Source organism: Terrabacter sp. 2YAF2 (genome assembly GCF_052114705.1).
Classification (GTDB): domain Bacteria; phylum Actinomycetota; class Actinomycetes; order Actinomycetales; family Dermatophilaceae; genus Terrabacter.
Window position 1 is genome coordinate 73,961 of sequence record NZ_JBFRFG010000016.1, and the last position, 25,840, is coordinate 99,800.

General features: G+C 70.6%; 25 protein-coding genes and 2 tRNA genes. 12 read left to right on the forward strand and 15 right to left on the reverse strand.

Annotated elements, in window-relative coordinates:
• Positions 1-205: 205 nt before the first annotated feature.
• From valS to AB4030_RS16675, 8 genes are all read left to right on the forward strand, one after another.
• The gene (gene valS, locus AB4030_RS16640; RefSeq protein WP_442280321.1) at positions 206-2,872 is read left to right on the forward strand and encodes a valine--tRNA ligase; all 2,667 of its coding nucleotides are present in this window, start codon (positions 206-208) and stop codon (positions 2,870-2,872) included.
• 103 nt (positions 2,873-2,975) lie between these two features.
• Positions 2,976-3,731, forward strand: a complete 756-nt coding sequence (locus AB4030_RS16645) for a DUF4129 domain-containing protein (protein ID WP_442280322.1) — start codon at positions 2,976-2,978, stop codon at positions 3,729-3,731.
• Positions 3,728-4,279 (forward strand): hypothetical protein, encoded by a 552-nt coding sequence (locus tag AB4030_RS16650; protein WP_442280323.1) that lies wholly within the window; start codon positions 3,728-3,730, stop codon positions 4,277-4,279. The genes AB4030_RS16645 and AB4030_RS16650 overlap by 4 nt, the downstream gene beginning before the upstream one ends.
• Positions 4,280-4,282: 3 nt before the next feature.
• Complete coding sequence (locus AB4030_RS16655) at positions 4,283-5,275, forward strand: AAA family ATPase (RefSeq protein ID WP_442280324.1); 993 nt, start codon at positions 4,283-4,285, stop codon at positions 5,273-5,275.
• A gap of 6 nt (positions 5,276-5,281) precedes the next feature.
• A complete protein-coding gene (locus tag AB4030_RS16660; protein WP_442280325.1) occupies positions 5,282-6,595 on the forward strand; it encodes a DUF58 domain-containing protein in 1,314 nt (437 codons plus the stop codon).
• 2 nt (positions 6,596-6,597) lie between these two features.
• Positions 6,598-7,167 carry a hypothetical protein gene (locus AB4030_RS16665; RefSeq protein WP_442280326.1) on the forward strand — a complete coding sequence of 190 codons (570 nt, stop codon included), beginning with the start codon at positions 6,598-6,600 and terminating at the stop codon, positions 7,165-7,167.
• 133 nt (positions 7,168-7,300) lie between these two features.
• Positions 7,301-7,954: a TetR/AcrR family transcriptional regulator gene (locus AB4030_RS16670; protein WP_442280327.1), complete on the forward strand. Its 654-nt coding sequence runs from the start codon at positions 7,301-7,303 to the stop codon at positions 7,952-7,954.
• Positions 7,955-8,015: 61 nt separating this feature from the next.
• Positions 8,016-9,563 carry an MFS transporter gene (locus AB4030_RS16675; RefSeq protein WP_442280328.1) on the forward strand — a complete coding sequence of 516 codons (1,548 nt, stop codon included), beginning with the start codon at positions 8,016-8,018 and terminating at the stop codon, positions 9,561-9,563.
• 37 nt (positions 9,564-9,600) lie between these two features.
• On the opposite strand, the gene AB4030_RS16680 is transcribed toward AB4030_RS16675, so the two are convergent.
• The 9 genes from AB4030_RS16680 to tig all read right to left on the reverse strand — a co-directional run bounded on the left by AB4030_RS16680 (position 9,601) and on the right by tig (position 17,393).
• On the reverse strand, positions 9,601-10,254 hold the full coding sequence (locus AB4030_RS16680) for a hypothetical protein (protein WP_442280329.1): 654 nt from the start codon (positions 10,252-10,254) through the stop codon (positions 9,601-9,603).
• Between the two features lie 45 nt (positions 10,255-10,299).
• Positions 10,300-11,577, reverse strand: coding sequence for an ATP-dependent Clp protease ATP-binding subunit ClpX (gene clpX, locus AB4030_RS16685; RefSeq protein ID WP_442280330.1), 1,278 nt, complete (start codon positions 11,575-11,577; stop codon positions 10,300-10,302).
• A gap of 146 nt (positions 11,578-11,723) precedes the next feature.
• Complete coding sequence (locus AB4030_RS16690) at positions 11,724-12,377, reverse strand: hypothetical protein (RefSeq protein WP_442280331.1); 654 nt, start codon at positions 12,375-12,377, stop codon at positions 11,724-11,726.
• A 152-nt stretch (positions 12,378-12,529) separates the two neighbouring features.
• The gene (locus tag AB4030_RS16695; RefSeq protein WP_442280332.1) at positions 12,530-13,483 is read right to left on the reverse strand and encodes a DUF559 domain-containing protein; all 954 of its coding nucleotides are present in this window, start codon (positions 13,481-13,483) and stop codon (positions 12,530-12,532) included.
• Between the two features lie 161 nt (positions 13,484-13,644).
• Positions 13,645-13,899, reverse strand: a complete 255-nt coding sequence (locus AB4030_RS16700) for an acyl-CoA-binding protein (RefSeq protein ID WP_442280333.1) — start codon at positions 13,897-13,899, stop codon at positions 13,645-13,647.
• A gap of 137 nt (positions 13,900-14,036) precedes the next feature.
• Positions 14,037-14,690: an ATP-dependent Clp protease proteolytic subunit gene (locus tag AB4030_RS16705; RefSeq protein ID WP_442280334.1), complete on the reverse strand. Its 654-nt coding sequence runs from the start codon at positions 14,688-14,690 to the stop codon at positions 14,037-14,039.
• 30 nt (positions 14,691-14,720) lie between these two features.
• Positions 14,721-15,323 carry an ATP-dependent Clp protease proteolytic subunit gene (locus AB4030_RS16710; protein ID WP_442280400.1) on the reverse strand — a complete coding sequence of 201 codons (603 nt, stop codon included), beginning with the start codon at positions 15,321-15,323 and terminating at the stop codon, positions 14,721-14,723.
• Between the two features lie 254 nt (positions 15,324-15,577).
• On the reverse strand, positions 15,578-15,880 hold the full coding sequence (locus AB4030_RS16715) for a hypothetical protein (protein ID WP_442280335.1): 303 nt from the start codon (positions 15,878-15,880) through the stop codon (positions 15,578-15,580).
• Between the two features lie 166 nt (positions 15,881-16,046).
• Entirely contained in the window at positions 16,047-17,393 is a 1,347-nt protein-coding gene (gene tig / locus AB4030_RS16720; RefSeq protein ID WP_442280336.1) for a trigger factor, read from the reverse strand.
• Positions 17,394-17,532: 139 nt separating this feature from the next.
• On the opposite strand from tig, the gene AB4030_RS16725 reads away from it, so the two are divergent.
• Positions 17,533-18,048, forward strand: coding sequence for a hypothetical protein (locus AB4030_RS16725; RefSeq protein WP_442280337.1), 516 nt, complete (start codon positions 17,533-17,535; stop codon positions 18,046-18,048).
• Between the two features lie 33 nt (positions 18,049-18,081).
• On the opposite strand, the gene AB4030_RS16730 is transcribed toward AB4030_RS16725, so the two are convergent.
• Complete coding sequence (locus AB4030_RS16730) at positions 18,082-18,378, reverse strand: DUF2087 domain-containing protein (protein ID WP_442280338.1); 297 nt, start codon at positions 18,376-18,378, stop codon at positions 18,082-18,084.
• Between the two features lie 128 nt (positions 18,379-18,506).
• On the opposite strand from AB4030_RS16730, the gene AB4030_RS16735 reads away from it, so the two are divergent.
• On the forward strand, positions 18,507-19,457 hold the full coding sequence (locus AB4030_RS16735; protein WP_442280339.1) for a DUF1996 domain-containing protein: 951 nt from the start codon (positions 18,507-18,509) through the stop codon (positions 19,455-19,457).
• 142 nt (positions 19,458-19,599) lie between these two features.
• Here the strand turns inward: AB4030_RS16735 and AB4030_RS16740 are convergent.
• A tRNA-Gly gene (locus AB4030_RS16740) sits at positions 19,600-19,670 on the reverse strand.
• Positions 19,671-19,778: 108 nt separating this feature from the next.
• On the opposite strand from AB4030_RS16740, the gene AB4030_RS16745 reads away from it, so the two are divergent.
• A tRNA-Pro gene (locus AB4030_RS16745) sits at positions 19,779-19,852 on the forward strand.
• An 87-nt stretch (positions 19,853-19,939) separates the two neighbouring features.
• Here the strand turns inward: AB4030_RS16745 and trmB are convergent.
• The 4 genes from trmB to AB4030_RS16765 form a co-directional block, all read right to left on the reverse strand.
• Positions 19,940-20,701, reverse strand: coding sequence for a tRNA (guanosine(46)-N7)-methyltransferase TrmB (trmB, locus tag AB4030_RS16750; protein ID WP_442280340.1), 762 nt, complete (start codon positions 20,699-20,701; stop codon positions 19,940-19,942).
• Positions 20,702-20,753: 52 nt separating this feature from the next.
• The gene (locus AB4030_RS16755; protein WP_442280341.1) at positions 20,754-21,815 is read right to left on the reverse strand and encodes a PP2C family protein-serine/threonine phosphatase; all 1,062 of its coding nucleotides are present in this window, start codon (positions 21,813-21,815) and stop codon (positions 20,754-20,756) included.
• 97 nt (positions 21,816-21,912) lie between these two features.
• Positions 21,913-22,395 (reverse strand): ribose-5-phosphate isomerase, encoded by a 483-nt coding sequence (locus tag AB4030_RS16760; RefSeq protein ID WP_442280342.1) that lies wholly within the window; start codon positions 22,393-22,395, stop codon positions 21,913-21,915.
• Between the two features lie 74 nt (positions 22,396-22,469).
• Positions 22,470-23,105, reverse strand: a complete 636-nt coding sequence (locus AB4030_RS16765; protein ID WP_442280343.1) for a mycothiol-dependent nitroreductase Rv2466c family protein — start codon at positions 23,103-23,105, stop codon at positions 22,470-22,472.
• Positions 23,106-23,242: 137 nt separating this feature from the next.
• Between AB4030_RS16765 and pepN the strand changes: the two genes are divergently transcribed.
• The gene (gene pepN / locus AB4030_RS16770) at positions 23,243-25,825 is read left to right on the forward strand and encodes an aminopeptidase N (RefSeq protein WP_442280344.1); all 2,583 of its coding nucleotides are present in this window, start codon (positions 23,243-23,245) and stop codon (positions 25,823-25,825) included.
• The last annotated feature ends 15 nt before the right edge of the window (positions 25,826-25,840 follow it).

Here is a 25,840-nt window from a genome sequence, read left to right on the forward strand (position 1 = left end):
CGATGCCGGCAACCCGGCGTGCCGTGGACCAGGGATGACCGTGAGCACGAGCGCTGCGGTGACGCACGCCACGCAAGCGACGGGTGCGACCTGCCCGATTGCGACGTCTGACTCGGGCACCCGGGGCGCCGGCGGACCCGGCCACCCGGCATACGCCCCGAAAGGCGGTCGAGGGCACCCCGGCGGCCATGGAAGGATTGGGCGCATGAATGACACGCCTGCCACCACGACCTCGCGGATCCCCGAGCGGCCCTCGCTCGACGGGCTCGAGGAGAAGTGGATGCAGGTATGGGCCGAGCAGGGCACCTACTCCTTCGACCGCGAGAAGGCACTCGCCCTCCCGCGCGAGCAGGTCTTCGCCATCGACACGCCGCCGCCCACGGCGAGCGGCAGCCTGCACGTCGGCCACGTCTTCAGCTACACGCACACCGACTGCATGGCCCGCTACAAGCGCATGCAGGGCCTCGAGGTGTTCTACCCGATCGGCTGGGACGACAACGGGCTGCCGACCGAGCGCCGCGTGCAGAACTACTACGGCGTGCGCGGCGACGCGAGCCTGCCCTACGAGGCGGGCTTCACCCCACCCTTCGAGGAGGGCGTGGACGCGAACGGCAAGGCCATCAAGGCGGCCGACCAGCGCCCGATCAGCCGCAAGAACTTCATCGAGCTGTGCGACGTGCTCACCGTCAAGGACGAGGTGACCTTCGAGTCGCTCTTCCGTCGCCTCGGCTTCAGCCTCGACTGGAACATCACCTACCGCACCATCGACGAGCGGTCGCGCGCCGTCGCGCAGCAGGCGTTCCTGCGCAACCTCGAGCGCGGAGAGGCCTACCAGAGCGAGGCCCCGGGCCTCTGGGACGTGACGTTCCAGACCGCCGTCGCGCAGGCCGAGCTCGAGGCGCGCGACTACCCCGGCGCCTACCACCGCGTCGCGTTCCACCGTGACGGCGGCGAGCCCGTGTACATCGAGACGACGCGACCCGAGCTCATCCCGTCGGTCGTGGCGCTCATCGCGCACCCCGACGACGAGCGCTACCAGCCGCTCTTCGGCACGACGGTGACCTCGCCGCTCTTCGGCGTCGAGGTGCCGGTGGTCGCGCACCACGCCGCCGAGATGGACAAGGGCGCCGGCATCGCCATGTGCTGCACGTTCGGCGACCTCACCGACGTCATGTGGTGGCGCGAGCTCCAGCTGCCGATCCGCTCGCTCATCACCCGCAACGGCCGGCTCCAGGCCGAGACGCCAGAGTGGCTCGTCGGTGGCCCGGGCGAGGAGCTGTATGCCGGGTCGCTCGCGACCAAGACGACGTTCAGCGCCCGTGAGGCCGTGGTCGCCGCGCTGCGCGAGTCGGGTGACCTCGACGGCGAGCCGCAGAAGACCCAGCGCAAGGCCAACTTCTACGAGAAGGGCGACAAGCCGCTCGAGATCGTCACCTCGCGCCAGTGGTACATCCGCAACGGCGGCCGCGACGAGGCGCTGCGCTCCAAGCTCGTCGGCATGGGCGAGACGGTGGACTTCCACCCGGCCTTCATGCGCTCGCGCTACAAGAACTGGGTCGAGGGCCTCAACGGCGACTGGCTCATCTCGCGCCAGCGCTTCTTCGGCGTGCCCTTCCCGGTCTGGTACCCCGTGACCGCCGACGGCGAGACCGACCACGACCACCCGATCGTGGCTCCGGAGTCCGCGCTGCCCGTCGACCCGCAGATCGACGTGCCGCAGGGCTACGAGGAGAGCCAGCGCGGCGTGCCCGGTGGTTTCGTCGCCGACCCCGACATCATGGACACGTGGGCGACCTCGTCGCTGACGCCTCAGATCGCCGCCGGCTGGCCGGTGCGCGAGGGCGCGGCAGAGGCCGACCGTCTCGGCTCCGACGAGGCGCTCTTCTCGTCCCTCTTCCCCTACGACATGCGCCCGCAGGCACACGACATCATCCGCACCTGGCTCTTCGCCACGGTGACGCGCTCCTACCTCGAGCACGGCGTCGCGCCCTGGAAGCACGCGGCCATCAGCGGCTGGATCCTCGACCCGGACCGCAAGAAGATGAGCAAGTCCAAGGGCAACGCCGAGACGCCCGAGGACGTCGTCAAGGCCAACGGCGCCGATGCCGTGCGCTACTGGGCGGCCTCCGGCCGCCTCGGCACGGACGCCGCGTACGACACCGGTCAGATGAAGGTCGGCCGTCGGCTCGCGATCAAGGTGCTCAACGCCAGCAAGTTCGCCCTCGGCTTCGGTGACGTCTCGGGCGACCTCCGTGCCGCGGTCACGAACCCTCTTGACCTGTCGATGCTCGCGGCGCTCGCCGACGTCGTCGACAAGGCCACCCAGGGTTTCGAGAGCTGGGACTACACTCGCTCGCTCGAGGCCACCGAGACCTTCTTCTGGACCTTCTGCGACGACTACCTCGAGCTCGTCAAGGACCGTGCCTACGGCGGCCAGGGCGACGAGGCGGCCGCGAGCGCCCGGGCGGCGCTCCGCCTCGCCCTCGAGACCCTGCTGCGCCTGCTCGCCCCGTTCATCCCGTACGCGACCGAGGAGGTCTGGTCCTGGTTCGGCCAGGGCTCGGTGCACCGCCAGTCCTGGCCGACGCGCGACGAGCTCCCGGCAGGTGGGGACCCGGCGCTCCTCTCGTCCGTCGGTGCGGCCCTCGCCGGGGTGCGCAAGGTCAAGTCCGAGGCGAAGGTCGGCATGCGCGCCGAGGTGCGCACCATGACCCTCGTCGCCCCCGCCGCGTCCGTCGCGCACGTGCGGGCCGCCGAGTCCGACCTGCGCGCCAGCGGACGCATCAGCGAGCTGGCGTATGCCGAGGGTGACGTCGTCGAGGTCCGCGACGCCGAGCTCGTCCCCGTCGAGAAGGCGCCGAGCAAGGCCTGATCGTCCCGCGGCACCACGGAGCGTTGCCGTCCTGACTTCTCAGGACGGCAACGATCGGACCGCTAGCCGGGTGCCGACGACCCCGCTGGCATAGGGTCTCCGCATGTCGAGACGGGGGCTGCAGACCGCCATCCTCGGTGGTGCCGTCGTCATGGCCGCACTGGTCGTGGCTGCGCTGGGCCAGCCCGTGCCCCTGCTGTCAGGCCCAGCAGAGGTGCAGACGATCCCGCCCCTGCCCACGGTGACCTCCCCGCAGCCGTCGGCGACGACCCCGCTGCCGACGGCGACATCGACGGCGACCCCCTTCGACCCCTCGCCCGTGCTCATCGTCCTCGTCCAGGTCATCCTCGTCCTGGCGGCGCTCGCGGTCGTCCTCGCCCTGGCCCAGCTCCTCCGGTCCCTCCTGCGACGACGGCCGCACCTCGAGCTCCACGAGGAGCCTGACTTCGCCATCCCGCTCGTGCCGAGCGAGCTGCTCGAGGCTGCGCGGGAACGGTTGCAGGACCTCGAGTCCGGCGAACCGCGCAACGCCATCGTGGCGGCGTGGCTCGGCCTCGAGACGTCGGCAGCCGCGACCGGACTGCCCCGGCTCGCGGCCGAGACGTCGACCGACTACACCGAGCGGGTCGTCGGCGTGTGGCCCGTGGACTCGGAGCGGCTGGGCGACCTCGCGGCGCTCTACCGGGAGGCTCGCTTCTCCGTCCACGAGCTCGGCGAGACCCACCGTGACCGCGCCATCAACGATCTCCGGGTGCTCATCGCCGACCTCGAACAGGTCGCCACCCGGCAGGCGGCCGAACGGGCCCCGCATCCGGTCGAGCCGGCGATCCCCCGCGGCACACGAAGGGAGGGGGCGTGACCAGCTCTCCGGACGGCATACCCCCACGGTCGCGCACCCTCCTGACGGCGCTGCGTCCCTGGCGGCGGCGGCTCGTCGGCCTGCTCCTCACGTGGGTCGTCCTCTCGGCGCTGACGGCCGCGCTCGGCCTCGCCCCGGACGTGCCCGTGCTCCTTGCGATCATCGTCGCCACGGCCCTGCTGCTCTGGCACCTCCTCGACCACACCGCGCCGCAGCACCTCACGGTGTGGCCTCTCGTCGACGGCGACTTCGCGAGCCCCTCGAGGGGCAACGACTTCCGCGTCACCAACCTCGCGGCTCGGCTCGAGGCCGCCGACACCCGCAGGGAGGGGCGCGAGAGCGTCGTGCACGACGTGCACCTGCAGCTGCAGGTGCTCATCCGCGAACGGCTCTACGCCAAGCACGGGATCGTCGCGGAGGAGGAGCCCCGCTGGGCCCAAGGGGCCACGCCGCCCGAGCTGTGGGACCTGCTCGTCGGACTCCCACCGCCAGACCTCTACCGCCCGCAGCGCCTGGACCCCATCCTCCGACGAATCGAGCAGTGGTAACGCATGACCGAGATGAACCTGGCCCGCGTCAGTGAGCTGAGCAGCGCCGTCCTCGACGAGGTCGACCGCGCGGTCGTCGGCAAGCGCGAGACGCTGCGGCTCGTGCTGTCGGGTATCCTCGCCGGCGGGCACGTCCTCATGGAGGACTTCCCCGGACTGGGCAAGACGCTTGCCGCGCGCAGCTTCGCCCAGACGCTCGGACTCGACTTCAAGCGCGCCCAGTTCACCCCCGACCTCCTGCCCGGGGACATCACCGGGTCGTTCGTCTACGACCAGCGCGCGGGCGAGTTCGAGTTCCGGGCCGGTCCGCTCTTCGCAGGCCTGCTCCTCGCCGACGAGATCAACCGCACGCCTCCGAAGACCCAGGCGGCGCTGCTCGAGGCGATGCAGGAGAAGCAGGTGACCGTCGAGGGCCGGACGTTCCAGCTGCCGCGCCCCTTCCACGTCCTCGCGACCGCGAATCCCGTTGAGTACGAAGGGACCTACCCTCTGCCCGAGGCGCAGCTCGACCGCTTCCTCATGCGCATCTCGTTCGGCTACCCGACGCCCGACGAGGAGTGGGAGATCCTGTCGAACCGCATGGCCCGTCAGCGCGAGGAGCAGGAACTGTCCCCCGTCGTCGACGCCGAGCAGCTGCTCGCGATGCAGGCCGCCGTCGAGGCGACGGTCGTCGACGAGTCGGTCGGCCGCTACTGCGTCGCGCTGGCCGCGGCGAGCCGCGTCCACGGCGACGTCCTCATGGGCGCCTCCCCGCGCGGCTCGCTCGGCCTGCTGCTCTGCGCCCGGGCGTATGCCGTCGTCGACGGCCGCGACTACGTGACCCCCGAGGACGTCAAGGCCGTCGCGGTGCCCGTCCTGGCGCACCGCATCACCGTCAAGCCCGAGCTGTGGATGAGCAACGCGTCCGGGCACAGCATCGTCGAGAGCCTGCTGCGGACCGTCGCGACCCCGTCGGCGCGCGAGCACCTCGCCGCCGGCCCGACCGCGGGCGCCTGACCGACCATGCAGCCGTGGCATCCCCATCGGACCGCGACCCGTCGACTCGGCGGGTGGGAGCCCACGGCTGCCCACCAGCGCGCCATCGTCCTCGCGGCCGCGGGCGCCATCGTCGCGGTCATCGGCCGGCGTGCGGACCTCCTCGTCATCGTCACGCCGCTCGTCGTCGCCGCCATCTGGGGGCACCTCGTGCGGCCGCGGGACGAGGTCACGGGCACGGCACGCCTTGGGGACACGACGCTTCGGGAGGGCGCGGTCACCGGCCTGCAGGTGACCGTCGAGCCGCCCCTGGCGGATCTCCACGGCGTCGTCACCCTGGCCCAGGCACCGTGGGTGGAGCGCAAGCCCTCGAGCGGGATCGCCGAGCTCGAAGGAGGCGCAGCCACTCTCGGGGTCCGGTCGACCCGCTGGGGCCGCCGCCGGGTGGGCACCGTCAGCATCGCGGTCGCCAGCACCTGGGGAGCCTTCCGCGCCGGTCCGGTCGACCTGCCGGACCTCGACGCCGCCACCCTGCCCGTGCCGGCGTCCTTCGACGCCAGCGCGCCGACCCCGCACCCGCGTGGCATCGTCGGGCTCAACCGCTCGAACCGGCCGGGGTCCGGCTCCGAGTTCAACACGATCCGCCAGTTCCATCCCGGTGACCGGCTGCGCCGCATCCACTGGCCCGTGTCGATGCGCACCGGCACCCTGCACGTCACATCGACGTTCACCGACGAGGACGCCCACGTCTTCCTGCTCGTCGACTGCTTCAGCGACCTCGGTCCCAGGGAGGGCATCGACGGACGCCCGACGAGCCTCGACGTCACGGTGCGTGCCGCGGCCGCGATCAGCGAGCACTTCCTGCGGAGCAACGACCGCCTGACGCTCCGCACGGTCGGCGCGGCCGAGGTCCCCACGCTCGGGGTCGGGTCCGGCACGAACCACCTCCGTCGCGTGCTCGACACCCTCGCCGCCATCTCGCCCGCGACGGAGCGCCGTGACACCGGGGACCGCGCCGTCCGGGGCGTCGACCCGAATGCCCTGTGTCTGGTCCTGTCGCCGCTCATCGACCCGACGATGGTGACGATGGCGCACACCCTCGCCGCCCGCGGGATCACCGTCGTCGTCGTCGACACCTTCCCCGAGCACCTCGTCGCCGACCCGACGAACGTGTACCAGGCGCTGGCCTGGCGGATCCGGCTGCTCTCCCGCGACGCCGAGGTCCATGCCCTTCGGCTGCGCGGCGTCCCCGTCGTGCCGTGGCGCGGTCCCGGGTCACTGGACCAGGTGCTGCGCGACATCGCCCGGCGCGCCTCCGCCCCGCGGATGGCGAGGCGGTGACCGTGTCCGGTCGTGACCGGCGAAGGGTCCGGGTGCGCCGCGCCGTGCACTTCGGCGCAGGCCCCGAGTGGTCGCTGAGCCAGGTGGGTGCGACGGTCGCGGCGATGGGGGGCGTCGCCGTCTACCTCGCGAGCCTGTCCCTGGCGGTCGGTGGGTTCGACGCCGTGTGGTGGGCGCTCGTCCTGCTGCCGTTGCTCACCATGGCCTGGGCGGGCTCGGCGGCTCCCCTCGTCTACTGGGCGCTGTTGCTCTACGGCTGGTTCAACCTCGCCCCGGCAGGGAGCTTCTCCTGGTGGTCGCTGCCGGCGGCCGCAGGGTGCGTCGTGGGGCACGCCGCGACCGCCTTGTCCGCCTCGTCGCCGCCGGCCGGGTCGTTCACCTCGCTAACGGCCCGTCGCTGGGCGCGCCACACCGGCCTGGCCTTCGCTGCGGCCGTGCCCGTCGCCGTGCTCGCCCGACTCCTGGCCGGGCGTCCGCTGGGACTCGTCCCCGCGGCATACGTCATCGGGCTCGGAGGGGTCGCGGTCGGCCTGTGGGTCGTGCGCACGAGCCCGCCCGTCGAGCGGGAGTGAGCCGGGCCGGACGTCCCCAAACTTGGCAGGGGAACCAGCTTGGACAGGTCGTTTGCCTTTCGCCCGGCGGCGACCTATGGTTTCGATGAAACGAAACAGTTTCGTTTCATCGGGGGCAGGGCCGGGGGTGAGCATGAGCACGACCAGCGCGAGCACGACCAGCGCGAGCACGACGGACGCAGCACACGCGAGCCGCCCGCGCGTCGCCGGTGACCGCGAGGTCGAGATCCTCGAGGCGGCGATCGACGTCCTGCGCGAGTCCGGCTACGACCGGCTCACGTTCGACGCCGTCGCCAGCGCCGCCCGGGCGTCCAAGGCGACGCTCTACCGACGCTGGCCGCACAAGCGCGACCTCGTCATCGACGCCGTCGGACTGTTCATCGACTGCCCCGCCGAGCAGGACCCCGACACCGGGAACCTCCGCGGCGACCTGCTCGCCCAGGCCTGCGCCGACGGGGGCCTCGACGACGAGGTCGTCATCGGCACGTGGGGGGCACTCCTTCCCGTCATCCACCGTGAGCCAGAGCTGGCGAACGGCATCCACGAGCGGTTCCTGGCCCCCAAGCTCGAGGCCACCCGCACCATCTTCGAGCACGCCCGACAGCGAGGTGAGATCGGCGCCGACGCCGACCTCGACACCCTGCTGATGATCCTGCCGTCCCTGTCGATCCACGAGGCACTGCTCTCCGGACGTCGACCCGGGCCGGACCGCATCGCCGAGTTCGTGGACAGCGTCGTCCTCCCGGCGTGCGCCGCCACCCTCGCAGCCTCGACCAGCACCCGCTGAGCCGTACCGCGACCAGGCGTCCACACAGCACCAATCCCGCATGCCTTCGAGAGGAACGCCCATGTCTTCGACCACGGTGGAGCAGGTGAACGAGCCCACGGGCGAGTTCACCTCCCACGACACCCCGCCGAAGCGCCTCGGCCTGGCGCTCTTCGTCATCTGCGCCGCGCAGCTCATGATCGTGCTCGACGGCACCATCGTGAACATCGCACTCCCCCACATCGAGACCGACCTCGGCTTCAGCCAGGCCAACCTCCAGTGGGTCATCACGATCTACACGCTCGCCTTCGGTGGCGTGCTGCTCCTCGGCGGCCGCCTCGGCGACCTCTACGGTCGTCGACGCATGTTCGTCTGGGGCATCGTGCTGTTCACGCTCGCCTCGCTCGTTGCCGGCGTCGCGCAGAACGAGACGATGATGCTCGCCGCCCGCGCCGTGCAGGGCCTCGGCGGCGCGCTCGCCGCGCCCAACGCCCTCGCGCTCATCACGACGACCTTCCCGGCCGGCAAGGAGCGCAACCGCGCCATGGGCGTCTTCGCGGCCATGTCGGGCGCCGGAGCCGCCATCGGCCTCATCCTCGGTGGTGCACTGACCGAGATCGACTGGCGCTGGAACTTCTTCATCAACCTGCCGATCGGCATCGTCGTCGCGTTCCTCGCGCAGCGCATCCTCACCGAGTCCGAGGACGGCCGGGGCTCGCTCGACGTCCCCGGCGCGATCACCTCGATCGCCGGCCTGTCCACGCTCGTCTACGGCCTGACACATGCCGCGAGCACCTCGTGGGGCGATGCCACGACGATTGCCTACCTCGCCGTCGGGGTCGCGCTGCTCGTCGCGTTCGTCGTCATCGAGACCCGTGTCGCGCACCCGCTCCTGCCGATGCGCATCCCGGGTGACCGCACCCGCGGCACGTCGTACTTCGTCATGCTCATCGTCGGCGCCGGCATGTTCGCGATGTTCTACTTCCTCGGCATCTACATCCAGAGCATCCTCGGCTACTCCCCGCTCAAGACCGGCCTGGCGTTCCTGCCGTTCTCGGTCGGCATCGTCGTCGCGGCGCAGGTCGCGAGCTTCCTCATCGCCAAGGTCGACCCGCGCTGGATCTCGGGCGCCGGCGCGGGCTTCGCGACGCTGGGCATGTGGGGCTTCACGCACCTGACGCCGCAGAGCACGTATGCCTCGGGCCTGCTCCCGTGGATCGTCGTCCTCGCGTTCGGGCTGGGACTGATCTTCGTGCCGCTGACCCTCACGGCGGTGCACGGCGTCGCGCACGAGGACTCCTCGGTCGCCTCGGCCGTGCTCAACACGATGCAGCAGGTCGGTGGCACCCTCGGCCTCGCGACGCTGAGCACGATCTTCGTCAACAACATGGGCGACAAGGTCGCCGAGCTGACCGCGAAGCTGCCCCAGGGCGGCACCGCGCCGACGAAGGACCAGCTCGCCGCGGCGCAGAAGATGATCGCCGACGAGGCGTTCACCTACGGCGCCAGCAGGGCCTACCTCGTGGCCGCGATCATGATCGCGGTCGGCGGCATCGTCACGCTCGTCGCGCTGCACGTGCGGCACCAGGAGCTTGCGACCGACGGCGCAGCCCCGGCGCACATGGGCTGACCCCCCACACCAATCGAGAGAGCAATCCGTCCCCGCGTCAGGCGGGGACGGATTGCTCTTTCGATTCTGCCCAGACGACGGCCCACGCGACCTCCCAGCCGGCGATCGCGAGCCTGCGCTCGACGAAGGCCTGCTTCGGCAGGTCGACGACCCGACCGACCGACGGCTCGTAGACGTCGAGCTCCTGCTCCCCCGTGGGCGGCATGACGAGCACGACGTGCCGCGGAGTCCAGGCGTTGCCGACGTAGAGCAGCGCGGGACGGCCGGCACGCACCCGGGCCTGGAGGGCGGCATACGCACGCTCGAGACCCGCGCGGCCGCGGTGGCGCACCCACGCGACGGTGTAGTCGGCCGCCGGGTCGGCCGCGCCGAACTCGAGCTCGTTCAGCGCTCCCCACGGTGGCGTGCCGAGGGCCCGCGGCCACGGCAGCTGCAGGCGGCGACCGGCGCCCACGAGTGCATTGGTGCGGGACGCGACGACCTGCTCGTACGCCGCGAACCGCTGCGCCTCGGTGCCGTCGTCGGGCCGGTCACCGTCCTGGGCATCCTTGCGTATGCCGTCCCGGATCCACCCCGCGAAGGCGGGGTTGGCGAGCATGCGGGCGACGGTCAGGGACGCCGACCCGCACGTGGTGCTCGTCTGCTGCACGGGCGCGTGATCGCCGGCGACGAGCCAGAAGGGAGCAACCACGACGGGCCTCCGTTCACGCGAGAGGGTGCCGCGCGTCCCTCAGGATCAGGCGGATTCCTTGCGCGGGCGCTTGGCGCGGGGCTCGGCCTCACGGCGGACGATCGTCGGGTTGACGTTGTCGAGGACGACCTCGCGGGTCACGACGACGCGGGCGATCTCGTCGTCGCTGGGCACGTCGAACATGACGGGCAGGAGGACTTCCTCCATGATGGCGCGCAGGCCGCGGGCACCGGTGCCGCGCAGCAGCGCCTGGTCGGCGACCGCCGCGATGGCGTCCTCGGTGAACTCGAGGTCGACGCCGTCGATCTCGAACATCTTCTGGTACTGCTTGACGAGCGCGTTGCGCGGCACCGTGAGGATGTTGACGAGGGCCTGCTGGTCGAGCGGCGCGAGGGTCGTCAGGACGGGCAGTCGGCCGATGAACTCCGGGATGAGGCCGAACTTCAGCAGGTCCTCCGGCATGACGTCCTGGAAGCTGTCGCCGAGGTCCTTCGGGTTGTGCAGCGGCTGGCCGAAGCCGAGGCCCTTGCGACCCGATCGCGACTCGATGATCTTCTCGAGACCGGCGAAGGCGCCGCCGACGATGAAGAGCACGTTGGTCGTGTCGATCTGGATGAACTCCTGGTGCGGGTGCTTGCGCCCACCCTGCGGCGGGACCGACGCGGTCGTGCCCTCGAGGATCTTGAGCAGCGCCTGCTGCACGCCCTCGCCGGAGACGTCGCGGGTGATCGACGGGTTCTCGCTCTTGCGGGCGATCTTGTCGACCTCGTCGATGTAGATGATGCCGGTCTCGGCCTTCTTGACGTCGTAGTCGGCGGCCTGGATGAGCTTGAGGAGGATGTTCTCGACGTCCTCGCCGACGTAGCCGGCCTCGGTCAGGGCCGTGGCGTCGGCGATGGCGAACGGCACGTTGAGCATCTTGGCCAGGGTCTGGGCGAGGTAGGTCTTGCCCGAGCCGGTGGGGCCGATGAGCAGGATGTTGGACTTCGCGATGTCGATGTGGTCGCCGTCGCGCTTCACGCCCTCACCGGCCTGGATGCGCTTGTAGTGGTTGTAGACGGCGACGGCGAGGGACTTCTTCGCGACGTCCTGCCCGATGACGTAGTTCTCGAGGAAGTCGAAGATCTCGCGCGGCTTCGGCAGGTGGTCGAGGCCCAGCTCGCTGCTCTCGGCGAGCTCTTCCTCGATGATCTCGTTGCAGAGGTCGATGCACTCGTCGCAGATGTACACACCGGGACCGGCGATGAGCTTCTTGACCTGCTTCTGGCTCTTCCCGCAGAAAGAGCACTTGAGGAGGTCTCCGCCTTCTCCGATGCGTGCCACCGATTCGCTCCTGGTTCGTCGGCGCCGAACGCTGGGGTGCACCCGGCCGGCCCCACAGGAGGGCCGACTCCATTAGACGACGAAGGGGGCCACCCTCGCTCGCGCAACGCCGTTTGTCCGCTGATGGCGGACAAACGGCGGCGCGGTCACATATCCGGCATTTTCGTCGAATCGGGCCCTGCCGAACCGTCCTCGCCCGGCCGGCCACGCCGCCTGCCGGCGAGGAGGCCAAGGCCGACCGCCAGGGCGAGACCGCCGACGATCACGACGAGCAGACCCACGAGCGCGATGACGAGCATCGTCGTCAGCGACATCCCACCGCCACCGAGATCGGGGGCGACGCTCCCCACCAGTCCCGGCGCAGCCGTGCTCGGCGGGGACGCCGTGCCGGCGGCCGCGAGCAGGGCACGTCCGGAGGCTGTCGAGGGATCCTCCAGCCCCTGGCAGGTGTCGAGCACGAGCCGACCGTCACGCGCCGACGCCGCGAAGACCTGGAGCCGGCCGTGCTCCGGAGCGACCGGGCCGCACGCGTCCTGGGCGATGACGTAGGTCGTGGTCGCCGCCCGGCCCTTGAAGACCTGGGCCACGTCCAGCGCCCAGACGACGTCATGTGGGCTGCTCGAGCCGCCAGGGTCGTCGACGTCCGCGACCGCCCCGGTGACGATGACCGCGTTGCGGCTGACGACCTCGTCCGGTGTCGCGGCGGCGCAGGAGCACGCCGCGGCGACGGATGCGGGCGCGACCACCGAACCGAGCAGCAGACCCAGCACCACGAGGACGCGGGCGACCGGTGACCTCATGCGCTGCAGCGTACGACGCGACAGTCCGCCATCTGGCGCGGTGTCGTGGCGCGAAGGACCCGTCTCACGCAACAAGTGACCAGATGGCGCGGGTCGGCGGTCCGCGCGGCCGCTCGGACGCAACAACCGACCAGATGGCCCCGTGTCTCGGTTCACGCGGGGACCGCGACATCGCCCGGCAGGCTCGGGAAGTGCCGTCGCCACTCGTCCGACAGCCGCGGAACGCGCATGCCGCGAGCCCGCATCACTCCAGTGATCCGACCGAGCGTGCGGGCGGGCGTGCGGTGGACGTCCTTGGAGCGCACGACGACGAGGCGCACGCCGTTGCCGTCCATCCACTCGCGCCGGTCGATGTCGTGGTCCCACTGCTCGTCCGACTCCGCGTGCTGGCGGCCGTCGTACTCGATGACGACCCCGTGGCTCGGATAGGACAGATCGAACCGGAACCGCACCGTGCCGTCTGCCCACCGGACCTTGTGGTTGACCGTGGGCTCGGGCAGACCGGCCAGCACCATGAGGAGGCGGAGCCGGCTCTCCATCGGAGAGTCCACCTCGGCGCGGACCAGCGCTGCCGCTCTCCGCGCGAGCAGGCACCCCCTGCCCCGGCGCGTCCGAGCGGCTTCGAGGAGCTGCTCGACCGTACAGCGGCCCTTGCGCACGAGAGAGTCCCCGAGAACGACGAGATCCACCAGCCCCAGGTGCGTACTCAGATCGAGGAACGTGTCGACGGGTGTCGTGACGAGGACGCCTTGTGTCGTCGTGCCCCGCTGGCCCGCCCGTGGCCGATGGGCCTTGAGTCCGCTGCCGCGCGGACGCCCGACGCACGTCACGTGGATCAGCCCGTCGTCGGGGACGATCGCGCCCCACAGACGTGCTGCCGTGTGGTGCGACACGACACCCTTCCCGCCTGCGGCGAGCAGCCCGGCCTGAGCGAGCAGCAGCGGCGTGAGCGGCGCTGTCGCCGCCACGTAGACGCCGCGCAGCAGGCGACGGAACCGGCCCGAGCGCAGATCCCACGGTGTGATCCCGTCCGGTGGCGAGAGCACCCGGCGCCCTGTCGACGGATCGGTCGTGGTGCCGACCCGGAACGGCTGTCGTGACGACATGGGTCGATCGTGGCTTGCCGCTCGGCCTCGGGACGGCCGGCATCCACAGGCACGCCCAGGTCCCCCAGCGACCCGGCGCCACGTGGCGACTTGTCGCGCTGGCACCGTTGGACGCACCACGACAACCCGCCAGGTGGCGGTGAACGGCGGACGGAACCGACTCAGGCGGAGGTCAGGTCGCGGACGATCGCGACGTACTGCTCCTGCGCTGCCTCGGTCGACGTGCCCGACAGCTTGGCCCACGCGTCGTACTTGGCGCGCCCGACGGGGTTCGTGAAGCCGGGGCGCGAGCCGGTCGCGTCACCGGCCGTGGCCTGCTTGAACAGGCCGTAGAGCTTGAGCTTGACGTCGTTCCCCGGGTCGGTCGACAGTCCCTTGACCGCCTCGACCGCCTGCTCGAACTCCGCACTCGCCATGACTGGACCTCCACGCTCGACGCCAGGTTCAAGGCCATCCAAGCAGGTGCGCAGAATCGAAAGAGCAGTTCGTCCGCCTCAGCGCCCACGCGGGGCGCCGACCAACGGCGGACGAACTGCTCTTTCGATCGGGAGAGTCAGACCTCGAGGGAGGCCTTGCGCGAGGCGAGGACCTCGTCGATGAGGCCGTAGTCCTTGGCGTCCTCGGACGAGAGGATCTTGTCGCGCTCGATGTCGGTGCGGACCTGCTCGGACGTGCGGCCCGTGTGGTGCGCGAGGGTGTCCTCGAGCCACGTGCGCATGCGGAGCACCTCGTTGGCCTGGATCTCGATGTCCGAGGCCTGGCCGTAGTCGCCGCCCGAGAGCGCCGGCTGGTGGATGAGGATGCGGGCGTTCGGCAGGGCGAAGCGCTTGCCCGGCGCGCCGGCGCCGAGGAGCACCGCCGCGGCCGAGGCGGCCTGGCCGATGACGAACGTCTGGATGTCGGGCCGGACGAACTGCATCGTGTCGTAGATCGCCGTCATGGCGGTGAACGAGCCACCCGGGCTGTTGATGTACATGAGGATGTCGCGGTCGGGGTCGAGCGACTCCAGCACGAGCAGCTGGGCGATGATGTCGTCGGCCGACGCGTCATCGACCTGCACGCCGAGGAAGATGATGCGGTCCTCGAAGAGCTTGTTGTAGGGGTCGGACCGCTTCATGCCGTACGAGGTGCGCTCCTCGAACTGCGGCAGGATGTAGCGGCTCGACGGTGCGGCGACCGCGAGGCGGTTGGTGGGTTCGATGTTCATGCGTGTCTCCAAGTCCTGGTCAGGCCGCGGTCAGTTCTCGCCCTCGGCGTCGGCCTGGCCGACACCCTTGCCCTCGACCGCCTGGTCGGACCGGCTGAAGACGTGGTCGACGAAGCCGTAGTCCTTGGCCTCCTCCGCGCTGAACCAGCGGTCGCGGTCGGAGTCCTTCTCGATCTGCTCGACGGTCTGGCCGGTGTGCTCGGCGATGAGCTGCGCCATCTGCTTCTTGACGTAGAGCATCTGCTCGGCCTGGATCTTGATGTCGGTGGCCGTGCCGCCGATGCCACCCGAGGGCTGGTGCATCATGACGCGGGCGTGGGGCGTGGCGTAGCGCTTGCCCTGCGTGCCGGCCGAGAGCAGGAACTGGCCCATCGAGGCGGCCATGCCCATCGCGACGGTGGCGACGTCGTTGGGGATCCAGTTCATCGTGTCGAAGATGGCCATGCCGGCAGAGATCGATCCGCCGGGGCTGTTGATGTAGAGCCAGATGTCCTTCTCGGGGTCCTCGGCCGAGAGCAGCAGCAGCTGCGCGGCGATGGCGTTCGCGTTGTCGTCGCGGACGTCGGACCCGAGGAAGATGATCCGCTCCTTGAGCAGGCGGTTGTAGATGTGGTCGTCCAGACCACCCGGCATGCCGTTGCCGTTGGCGGAGGTCTCCGAATTCACCGTGTCTCCATCGTCGAAGTGGTCCAGCCTGTCGCCACGGGAGGTGGCGCCGGCTGGCTCGTCACTGACCCTAACGCCCCACCCCTCGGGCAGATTTCCCGAACCGCGCCGTGTTCGCCGTGAGCGCACAAACCTGAGCCGGTCCGACGCAACCACTCGCGCCCGCACGCGCGGACCCCGCCCTGCGTATGCCGCCGGGCGGGGTCCGTGGGAACGCGCGGTCACTCGTTCAGGCCGTTGTCCTGCCCTGCGTCCACGGCGTCGGACTCGGCCCCGTTCGACTCCGGCGCGGCCTCGTCGAAGGAGCCGTTGCCACCTCCCTCGGAACCGGCCTGGTCGAGGGAGCGGTCGCGCGGCTCGGCGACGGGGTTGCTGCCGTCGAGGTTGCCGCGGTCCGCGTCGTCACCCGAGCCCTGGGCCGCAGCGCTGCCGCTGTCGTCGTGGCGGGGGACGTTCGTGCCGTCGGGGTCGGTGCTGTTGATGTCGGTGTCCGCCATGCCGGCGGACTCGTCGGTGCTGCTCATCTCTGGCTCCCTCGTCGAGGTGCGAGCCGCCGGGCGGCGACCGCCCGTCACGTACCCGCGCCATCGGCCCGACAACCCGCAGGTCAGCCGACGGTCGTGACCCGGGTACACGCGAGGCCGGCTCCCGTGCGGGAGCCGGCCTCACGGCATTCGTGGTGTCAGACGGTCAGGCGTCGGCCTTCTCGGCCTGCGCGTCGTCGGCAGCCTCGTCGGCATCGACAGCGGCGTCGGCCTCGTCACCCTCGGTGCCGGGGACGGCCTCGTTGAGGTCGATGACGTTGCCGGCGGTGTCCTTGACGGCGACCTTCTCGAGGACCGTGGCGAGCGCCTTGCGGCGGGCGACCTCGGCGACCATGGCGGGGATCTGACCCTCCTGGTCGAGCGACTGCGCGAACTGGTTGGGGTCCATGCCGTACTGCTGCGAGCTCATGACGAGGAACTCGATGAGCTCCTGCTGCTCGACCTTGACCTCTTCCTTCTCGGCGATGGCGTCGAGCACGAGCTGGGTCTTGAGGCCCTTGCGGGTGCTCTCGCCGACCTCGGCGCGGTGCTCGTCGTCCTCGAGACGACCCTCGCCCTCGAGGTGGCTGTGCACCTCGGCCTCGACGATGCTCTCGGGGATCGGCACCTCGACCTTCTCGAGGATGGCCTCGAGGAGCTTGTCACGGGCCGCAACACCCTGGGCGAACTTGGCGTCGACCTCGGCCTTGGCGGTGAGGTCGGCCTTGAGCTCCTCGAGCGTGTCGAACTCGGAGGCCAGCTGGGCGAACTCGTCGTCGAGCTCGGGGAGCTCGCGCTCCTTGACCGCGGTGACGGTCACGGTGCAGTTGGCGTCCTGGCCCTCCTGGTCGCCACCGGCGAGGGGGGCGGTGAACTGCTTGGTCTCGTCGGCCGTCATGCCGAGGAGGGCCTCGTCGAGACCGTCGAGCATGTTCTTGCTGCCGACCTCGTAGGAGACACCGGTCACCTCGTCGATCTGCTCGCCGTCGATCTCGGCGGACAGGTCGATGGAGACGAAGTCGCCGTCCTGGACGGCACGGTCGACGCCCTTGAGCGTGCCGAAGCGGGCGCGGAGGTCGGTGAGGCGCTGCTCGACCGCCTCGTCCTCGACCTTGGCCTCGTCGACGGTCAGCTCGATGTCGCTGAAGTCGGGCAGCTCGATCTCGGGCCGCTTGTCAACCTCAGCGGTGAAGACGAAGTCCTCGCCGTCGGTCGCGGGCACCTGGAGGTCGGTGATCTCGGGCTGGCCGAGCGGGCGGACCTCGTTCTCCTCGAGGGCCTGGCCGTAGAACGTCGGGAGGGCGTTGTTGACGGCCTCCTCGAGGACGGCCGCGCGGCCGACGCGCTGCTCGATGATGCGAGCGGGGACCTTGCCCTTGCGGAAGCCGGGCACCTGGATGTGCTCACCGATGTGCTTGATGGCCGCATCGAGGCTCGGCTTGAGCTCCTCGAACGGGACCTCGACGGTCATCTTGACCCGGGTCGGGCTGAGGGTCTCGAGCGCACTCTTCACTGCGGGTTACTCCATTGGGGTGGTGCCGACGTGTCGTCGACGGTGAATGGACGGGCCAGCGCACCATGCTATCGGGCGCGCGGCCGATGGCTAAATGCGCGGATCGTCCGCGGACGCCGCCCGCCTATGCTCGGGACCCATGAGCACCTCTCCCGGACCGTTCACCTCCCCCGAGAGCGCTGCCCTGCGGCCGATCCAGATGGTCTCGGTCGCGGTCGGCATGGGGGCCCTGATGCTGAGCGTGGTGCGCATCCTCGTCGACCCGTCCGCGCCGATGCCGTCGCCGTGGGCGGTCGGCATCGTGCTGGCCACGCTCGTCGCCTCGGCCACGCTCATCCGCTACGTCGGGTATGCCGTCCCGGCCCTCCCGCACGGCCTGCCGCGGGAGAACGCCGAGACCACGAGCCTGCGTTACTTCACCTCCACGACGACCCTGCGGGTGGCGCTCGCCGAGGCTCCGGTGCTCGTCGCGTTCGCGTGCTCGTTCGCGTTCACGCCGCACTCGTGGCTGCCGTTGCTCATCGCGCTTCCGGGCGGCCTGGCGCTGTTCTGGGTCCACGGGTGGCCGTCGGCCCGCACGGCGGCCGCGGTCGAGGCCGGCCTCGAGGCCGACGGCGCGGAGAGCTGGCTCAGCGAGACGCTCGGCTTCCGCTGAGCTCGGTCTCGATGGCGTATGCCGTGTGGCCGGTCAGGCGACCGTGCCGCCGCTGCGCCAGTACTGCCCGTCGGCCCGGTCGAGAAAGCCCTCCTCGACGAGGTAGCGACGCAGTGCCGCGACATCGGGGTGGAAGGCACGCAGCCGGTTGTTGACCTGCGTCTCGTCGTAGCGCTCCCCCGGGTCGAACTCCTGCGCGAGCAGGTCGAGCACGACGAGGCGCTTGCGGATCTTGGTGGGGATGCTCGTCAGGGTGCCGTCGGGAGCAAGGAAGGCGCGGAGCACGGCGTCGCGGTCGCGTAGGGCCTCGTGCAGGTCGGGGCGGAACATGCCAGCCACCGTAGGAACGCACGGGTTGCGAGGTCCAGTCGTTTGTGCTGCAGGGACACTGAACGCCACCCCAGTCCCACCCGCCACAAAACGGGTGATATCACACGATGTCCGGTAGCCTCCGCCGCATGAACCATGCAACACCTCCCTCCATCGCACCATCCCGGCGCGTCCTCCTGCCGATCGCCATCGTGGTCGGCCTCATCACGGCACTGCTCCTGCCCGCCGGCGCGGCGTCCGCGCTGGGCAAGGTCAAGTGCGACGTGTCCGGGCAGCCGGCGGTGGCGGTCGGCTCCTACGACCCCATCGTCAACCACAACTCCCCCGGCCCGTCGATGCACGAGCACCAGTTCTTCGGGAACATCGCCTGGCACTCGCTGGCCAACCCCAACGCCGCGAACTACGCCGACCTCGTCGGCAAGGCCACCAACTGCCGCAACGTCCTCGGCCTGTCGTACAGCGCCGACTCGGCCGGGTACTGGACCCCCACCCTGCGCTACGTCTCCGGCCCGAAGGCTGGGCAGCTGATCCCCGCGCAGCAGTTCACCGCCTACTACCGCAGCGCGTCGGGTGCCACGTTCGGCGCGGCGCAGCCGATCCCTGCTGACACCCGCCTCGTCGCCAGCCGGTACAACTGGAGCTGCGGGATGAAGTCTGGCGCCCGCGCGACGCCCGTTCAGTCCATCCCCGACTGCACCGGCCTGTCGGGCAAGCCGGGGCTGACGCTGACCGCGCACATCGACTTCCCCTCCTGCTGGGACGGCGTCAAGCCGAACCACACGGCGGCCCAGAACGGTGACACCAGGGACAACGCGCACTACGCGTACGCGGTCGCGAAGAAGTGCCCCGCGGGGTTCCCCATCGGTGTGGCCGAGCTGCGCGAGACGATCCAGTTCCCCTATGTGGGCAACGGCACGGACGTGGCGCTGTCCTCGGACAAGATGATGGGCACCAGCGACGGCCGCTCCCTGCACGCTGACTTCTGGCAGACGTGGAGGGACAAGGAGTTCGGCGACTTCCTCAAGACGTGCATCGTCTCCCAGACCGCCGCGTACAGCACCTCCAAGTGCGACCCGTGACCTGACCCGCCCGGAGAGCCCTCCACCGCGACACTGACTGAGCCCCGCTCACCTTCAGGTGAGCGGGGCTCATGACGTCTTGAGGGTCGGAGGCCGACCTGCAAAGGCGTTCAGCGCCAAGCTGTTTCGTGCTGGCAATCGGAGCGGGCGACGAGAATCGAACTCGCGTGATCAGTTTGGAAGACTGAGGCTCTACCATTGAGCTACGCCCGCAAGGCGCCGGTCGTGCCGGCGACCCGCTGCGCTAGCCTACTGGTTCGCGTCCGGTCCGCTGAAATCGACCCGCCCGCGGGCGCGTTCGCGTCCGGCACCCGGACGCGACGGGGCATGGCGCAGTTTGGTAGCGCGTCCGCTTTGGGAGTGGAAGGTCGCAGGTTCGAATCCTGTTGCCCCGACCGTGTGATGTCCCGGGACATCGAGACGAGCCGGACCTACGCAAGGTAGGTCCGGCTCGTTCGTTGCCGGGCTGCGCCCGGGCGGCGTCAGTCGGTGAGGTCCAGACGGAGCTCGTTGATGGCGCGCCCCACGGCAATCCCCTTGGCCTCGAAGCCATCTCGCGGCCGCCACTGGGGACGGTCGACCCGGTGGGCCTCGAAGCGCGCATGAGCGGCAACCTCGGCCAGCGCGTGCTCGGCGTAGAAGTCCTGGTCGGTGGCGATGAGCACGTGCCCGCCGGGCTTGAGGGTGCGGGCGAGCAGGTCGAGGTTCGCGGGACTGACGAACCGCCGCTTCGTGTGCTTCTGCTTGCGCCACGGGTCGGGGAAGAAGAGGTGGACGGCGTCGAACGTGGCGTCGTGTACCCGCTCCTCGAGGAAGAGCACCGCGTCGCCGATCTCGACGCGCAGGTTGGGCACCCCGGCCTCATCGGCGTCGGCGAGCATCCGGGCGAGTCCGGGGGTGTGGACGTCCATGGCGACGATGTCGTGCTCGGGGAAGGCCGCGGCATACGCGATCGCCGCATGCCCGTGCCCGCAGCCGATCTCGAGGACGACGGGCGCCCTTCGCCCGAACGCGGCCGAGGCGTCGAAGGGGCCCTCGGGCAGGGACCGGGACGGCGCGAGGCGCTCGACGCGTTCCCTGGTCAGGGACGACAGCCGCCCACGGCGGACGAACGTGCGCACCCGTGCCGGCGTGACGCCCGGCGGCAGGTCGGGGACGGCGTGCTCCTTGCGGCCCGTCGACGCGGCCGGCGCGCTCGCCGTCCGGATGGGCACGGCATCGGTTGAGTCTGGCTGTTGGCTCACCCCGGCATCGTAGTGAGCGGTGGCGATGGCCGACGCACGCGCCGGCGACGGCTCAGGTGCGCCAGATCGTGACGACGGCGCGGTCGTCGCCGAGGCCGGCCGCGGCCTGGTCGCAGAGCCGCTGGGCGAGCCCCTCGAAGCCGGTGCGGACGAACGACTCGGCCCGGCCGAGCATGCGGTCGATGCCGTCGACGAGGGTCTTGTCGCGGGCCTCGATGACGCCGTCGCTGTAGAGCACGAGCGCGTCACCGCGACGGAGCGTGCCCGTCTCGCGGGGGTAGGTGGCATGGTCGATGACACCGAGCAGCGGCCCCCGCCCACCGGAGAGCATCCGCCACCGGCCGGAACCCGCCGCGAACTGGGCGGCCGCCGGGTGGCCGGCGTACCCGATGGTGAAGTTGCCGGTCTCGAGGTCGACGGCGACGTGCACGGCCGTGGCGAAGCCCTCGTCCCAGCGCAGCCGCAGCAGGTGGTTGTTGGCGGACTGGAGGAAGCGCCCCTCGCTCATCTCCCCCAGCAGGCCGCCGAGCGCACCGGAGAGCAGCAGCGAACGGGTGCCTGCCTCACGGCCCTTGCCCGACACGTCGACCAGGGCGATCTCGAGGGTGGCGCCATCGGTGGAGCGGCTCGCCACGACGAAGTCACCGGCGAACCCGTCGCCGTAGGCGGACTCGAGGGCGACCTCGGCCCGCCACGAGGGTGGCAGGGGCGGCAGCTCCCCCTGGGCCCGGAGCCGGTCCCGCATGTCGACGAGCATCGACTCGCCGCTGACACCGACGACGCCGACCTGGGCGCGGGCGTGCGAGAGCCACAGCATGAGCGTCATGATGGCGACGGTCACGATCTGCGCGCCGGTGTTCGCGGGCTTCAGCTCGCCGAGGTAGGCGCCGAGGATCGACATGGCGAGGAAGAGGCCGATGTAGACCACGAGCAGCAGACGGGGCTCGAGGAAGAGGCCCGAGAGCACGACGACGAACGCATACACGCCCCACGGCACGTAGTCCGGCCAGAGGACGACCGACACCGTCGCCGCGACGCCCAGGGCGAGGAAGGCGCTGACGAGGACCCACGGTGCCCGGCCCAGCCACGCGCCCAGCTGACGGAGGCGTCGCACCGGTCCGGCAGCGTAGTGAGAGCGCCGAGAGACGACGCTCTCGATCCTGGACACGTGCCTCCTCGCCGTGATGGAGGGGACGGCGGACGCCAAGCAGTCAGCGCGCGGACGAATCCGGCAAAGCCGGCAAGTCCCCCGTGTTCTCGTACGCCGAAACCATACCCAGACGCCGGCTGTGGCGCGCCTCATCGGTGAAGTTCGTCGCGACGAAGGTGTCGACGATCTCCTTGGCGACGTCGTCCGGCGTGAACCGGGCGCCGATGGAGACGACCTGGGCGTTGTTGTGCTCGCGCGCCAGGCGTGCCAGCTCGGCGCTGTAGGCCAGGGCCGCCCGGATGCCCGAGACCTTGTTGGCGGCGATCTGCTCGCCGTTGCCCGAGCCGCCGAGCACGACACCGAGGGATCCCGGGTCGGCCGCGACGGCCTCGGCCGCCCGCAGCACGAAGACCGGGTAGTCGTCCTGCGCGTCGTAGCCGAACGGGCCGTGGTCGACGACGTCGTGGCCGGCGTCGCGCAGGTGGGCGGCGAGGGACTGGTGGAGCTCGTATGCCGCGTGGTCGCCGCCGATGTGGATGCGCATGTCCGTCCTTGGGTGCGTCGGAGTGGTGTCTTGAGGAACCGGGGTGCTGCGGGGTGGAAGGAGCGAGGTCCGTCTCAGGTGAGGATGGGGCCCTGGGTGCGGCTGCGCTTCAGCTCGTAGAAGCCGGGGATGCCGGCGACGAGCACGCAGCCGTCCCAGAGTCGCGCGGCGTCCTCGCCCTTCGGGGCGGGCGTCACGACCGGGCCGAAGAACGCGACGCCGTTGACGGCGATGATCGGCGTGCCGACGTCGGTGCCGACGAGGCTGATCCCGCGCTTGTGGCTGCGGTGCAGCGCCGCGTCGTGCTTCTTGTGGTGGGCCTCCTTGGCGAGCGCCGCGGGCAGGCCGACCTCCTCGAGCGACTCGCGGATGACCTGGTCGAAGTCGGCGATCTTGCGCAGGTGGATGCGGGTGCCCATGGAGTCGTAGAGGGGCTTGATGACGGAGTCTCCGTGCGCCTCGGCGGCGGCGATGATGACGCGGACCGGGGCCCACGCCTCGTCCATGCGCGCCCGGTAGGCGGCGTCGAGGTCGTGCCGGTGCTCGTTGAGCACCGCAAGACTCATGACCGACCACGTCACGTCGAGGTCGCGCAGCGTCTCGACCTCCATCAGCCAGCGCGACGTCATCCACGCCCACGGACAGATCGGGTCGAACCACATCTCGACGGTGTCACCGCTCGTCTTCGGGCTGTCCTTCACATCGACCATGCGGCCCATCATGGCACTGCCCCTGACGCACCGATTGCGGTGGTGGACCGGTGGGGGTTCCGTGCGAGGATGGCCCGCGACGACGCCGTCCACCGACGCACCGTCGCGCCCCCGAACCCTTCCCAGGAGGTCCCTACGTGCCCGGCAAGAACCTCACCCGCGACGAGGCGGCCAGCCGCGCGGGCATCCTGCGCGTCGACGCCTACGACGTCCGCCTCGACCTGACCACGGGCCCGGAGAACTTCCACACCGTCACCACGGTCGCGTTCACCTGCTCCGAGCCCGGCGCCGACACGTTCATCGACCTCATCGCCGACTCCGTCGAGAAGGTGACGCTCAACGGCGTGGACCTCGACCCGGCCGAGGTCTTCGCGGACTCACGCATCGCCCTGCCCGGCCTGGCCGCCGAGAACGAGCTCACCGTCGACGCGACGGGCCGCTACACCAACACCGGCGAGGGACTGCACCGCTTCGTCGACCCCGTCGACAACGAGGTCTACCTCTACACGCAGTTCGAGGTCCCGGACTCCCGGCGCATGTATGCCGTGTTCGAGCAGCCGGACCTCAAGGCGTCCTTCCGCTTCACGGTGACCGCGCCCGCGCACTGGAAGGTGATCAGCAACTCCCCCACGCCCGCCCCCCAGGCCGCCGGCGTGGCGGACGGCGTCGAGCGCGCGACGTGGTCGTTCGAGCCGACGCAGCGCATCTCCTCGTACATCACGGCGCTCATCGCCGGCCCGTACGACGAGGTCCGCGACGAGGTGCAGACGCGCAAGGGTGTCGTGCCGCTCGGTGTCTACTGCCGCAAGTCGCTGACGCAGTACCTCGACGCCGACAACATCTTCGACTGCACGAAGAAGGGCTTCGCGTTCTTCGAGGCGGAGTTCGACCAGCCGTACCCGTTCGAGAAGTACGACCAGATCTTCACGCCCGAGTACAACATGGGTGCGATGGAGAACGCCGGGGCCGTCACCTTCGTCGAGGTCTACGTCTTCCGGTCCAAGGTCTCCGAGGCCAAGATCGAGCGCCGCGCCCTGACGATCCTGCACGAGCTGGCCCACATGTGGTTCGGCAACCTCGTGACGATGAAGTGGTGGGACGACCTCTGGCTCAACGAGTCCTTCGCCGAGTGGGCGTCGACGACGTGCCAGGCCGAGGCCACCGAGTGGACGAGCGCGTGGACGACGTTCGGCACCGCGGAGAAGGCGTGGGCCTACACCCAGGACCAGCTCTCCTCGACCCACCCCATCGCCGCCGACATGCGCCACCTCGAGGACGTCGAGGTCAACTTCGACGGCATCACGTATGCCAAGGGCGCGTCGGTGCTCAAGCAGCTCGTCGCGTACGTCGGTCGTGAGCCGTTCGTCGCCGCGCTGCGCGAGTACTTCCGCAAGCACGCGTGGGGCAACACGACGCTCTCCGACCTGCTCGGCGAACTCGAGAAGGCCTCCGGCCGCGAGCTGACCGAGTGGAGCAAGCTGTGGCTCGAGACGGCCGGCGTCAACACGCTGCGGCCCGTCTTCGAGGTCGACGCGGACGGTCGCTACAGCTCGTTCGCGATCACGCAGACCGCGACCGAGGAGCACCCGACGCTCCGCCCGCACCGCATCGGCATCGGCCGGTATGCCGTCCGACGCGCTGAGGCGGGGGCGGCCGGCGACGTGCTCGAGCGGGTCGGCTACGACGAGGTGGACATCTCCGGGGCGCGCACCGATCTCGCGGAGCTCGTCGGCCAGGAGCAGCCCGACCTGCTGCTGGTCAACGACGACGACCTCGCCTACGGCAAGATCCGCCTCGACGAGCGCTCGCTCGCGACGGCGCTCTCACTGCCCCGCGGCTTTCAGGACTCGCTGCCCCGCTCGCTCGTGCTCGGCGCGACGTGGGACATGACCCGTGACGGCGAGATGCCGGCCCGTGACTTCGTCCGCTTCGTCCTCGAGTCGATGCCGGGCGAGACCGACTCGACCCTGCTGCGCGTCCTCCTCGGTCAGGTCTCGACGGCCGCGCGCCTCTACACGGCACCGGAGCACCGCGCCGAGGTCTCCGCGCTGCTGTCGTCCTCGCTGCGATCGCTGGCCGAGACGGCCGAGGCCGGCAGTGACGCCCAGTTCCAGCTCGTCGAGGCCTGGGCGGGCACGACGTCCGACCCGGCCGACGAGGCGCGGCTGCGGGCCTTGCTGTCGGGCGCCGAGTCCCTCCCGGAGCTGACCGTCGACACGGAGCTGCGGTGGACCTTCATCAAGGCTCTCGCGGCTCTCGGTGCGGCCGATGACGTCGAGATCGCGGCCGAGCTCGACCGGGACCCCACGGCCACCGGCAAGGAGCGAGCCGCCGAGGCGCTCGCCGCACGGCCCACCGCAGAGGCCAAGGCCGACGCCTGGGCCAAGGCCGTCGAGCGCAACGACCTGTCCAACCAGATGGTCGAGGCCATCAGCGCCGGCTTCCGTCGGAGCGCCGACCTGTCGCTGCTCGAGCCCTACGTCGAGAAGTACCACGCGATGCTCGTCGACGCGTGGGCCGAGCGCAGTGTCGCCATCGGCGAGCGCGTCGTGGGCGGCTTCTACCCGTTCTCGCTCGCGAGCCAGCAGCTCAAGGACGCCTCGGACGCCTGGCTCGCCGCCAACGCGGACGAGGCGCCCGGCCTGGTGCGCACCGTCGCCGAGAACCGCGACACGATCGCCCGCGCGCTGGTGGCGCAGGAGCGCGACCGCCGCGGCTGAGCCACGGGTGCGGGG

Coding starts and splice junctions, on each gene's coding strand:
- AB4030_RS16655 (WP_442280324.1), top strand. CDS start 4,283: ATGACCGAGATGAACCTGGCCCGCGTCAGTGAGCTGAGCAGCGCCGTC.
- AB4030_RS16690 (WP_442280331.1), bottom strand. CDS start 12,377: ATGAGGTCACCGGTCGCCCGCGTCCTCGTGGTGCTGGGTCTGCTGCTC.
- AB4030_RS16760 (WP_442280342.1), bottom strand. CDS start 22,395: ATGCGCATCCACATCGGCGGCGACCACGCGGCATACGAGCTCCACCAG.
- AB4030_RS16675 (WP_442280328.1), top strand. CDS start 8,016: ATGTCTTCGACCACGGTGGAGCAGGTGAACGAGCCCACGGGCGAGTTC.
- AB4030_RS16660 (WP_442280325.1), top strand. CDS start 5,282: ATGCAGCCGTGGCATCCCCATCGGACCGCGACCCGTCGACTCGGCGGG.
- AB4030_RS16735 (WP_442280339.1), top strand. CDS start 18,507: ATGAACCATGCAACACCTCCCTCCATCGCACCATCCCGGCGCGTCCTC.
- AB4030_RS16705 (WP_442280334.1), bottom strand. CDS start 14,690: ATGAACATCGAACCCACCAACCGCCTCGCGGTCGCCGCACCGTCGAGC.
- AB4030_RS16710 (WP_442280400.1), bottom strand. CDS start 15,323: ATGCCGGGTGGTCTGGACGACCACATCTACAACCGCCTGCTCAAGGAG.
- AB4030_RS16645 (WP_442280322.1), top strand. CDS start 2,976: ATGTCGAGACGGGGGCTGCAGACCGCCATCCTCGGTGGTGCCGTCGTC.
- AB4030_RS16765 (WP_442280343.1), bottom strand. CDS start 23,105: ATGGTCGATGTGAAGGACAGCCCGAAGACGAGCGGTGACACCGTCGAG.
- AB4030_RS16715 (WP_442280335.1), bottom strand. CDS start 15,880: ATGAGCAGCACCGACGAGTCCGCCGGCATGGCGGACACCGACATCAAC.
- AB4030_RS16725 (WP_442280337.1), top strand. CDS start 17,533: ATGAGCACCTCTCCCGGACCGTTCACCTCCCCCGAGAGCGCTGCCCTG.
- AB4030_RS16700 (WP_442280333.1), bottom strand. CDS start 13,899: ATGGCGAGTGCGGAGTTCGAGCAGGCGGTCGAGGCGGTCAAGGGACTG.
- AB4030_RS16730 (WP_442280338.1), bottom strand. CDS start 18,378: ATGTTCCGCCCCGACCTGCACGAGGCCCTACGCGACCGCGACGCCGTG.
- AB4030_RS16670 (WP_442280327.1), top strand. CDS start 7,301: ATGAGCACGACCAGCGCGAGCACGACCAGCGCGAGCACGACGGACGCA.
- valS (WP_442280321.1), top strand. CDS start 206: ATGAATGACACGCCTGCCACCACGACCTCGCGGATCCCCGAGCGGCCC.
- AB4030_RS16695 (WP_442280332.1), bottom strand. CDS start 13,483: ATGTCGTCACGACAGCCGTTCCGGGTCGGCACCACGACCGATCCGTCG.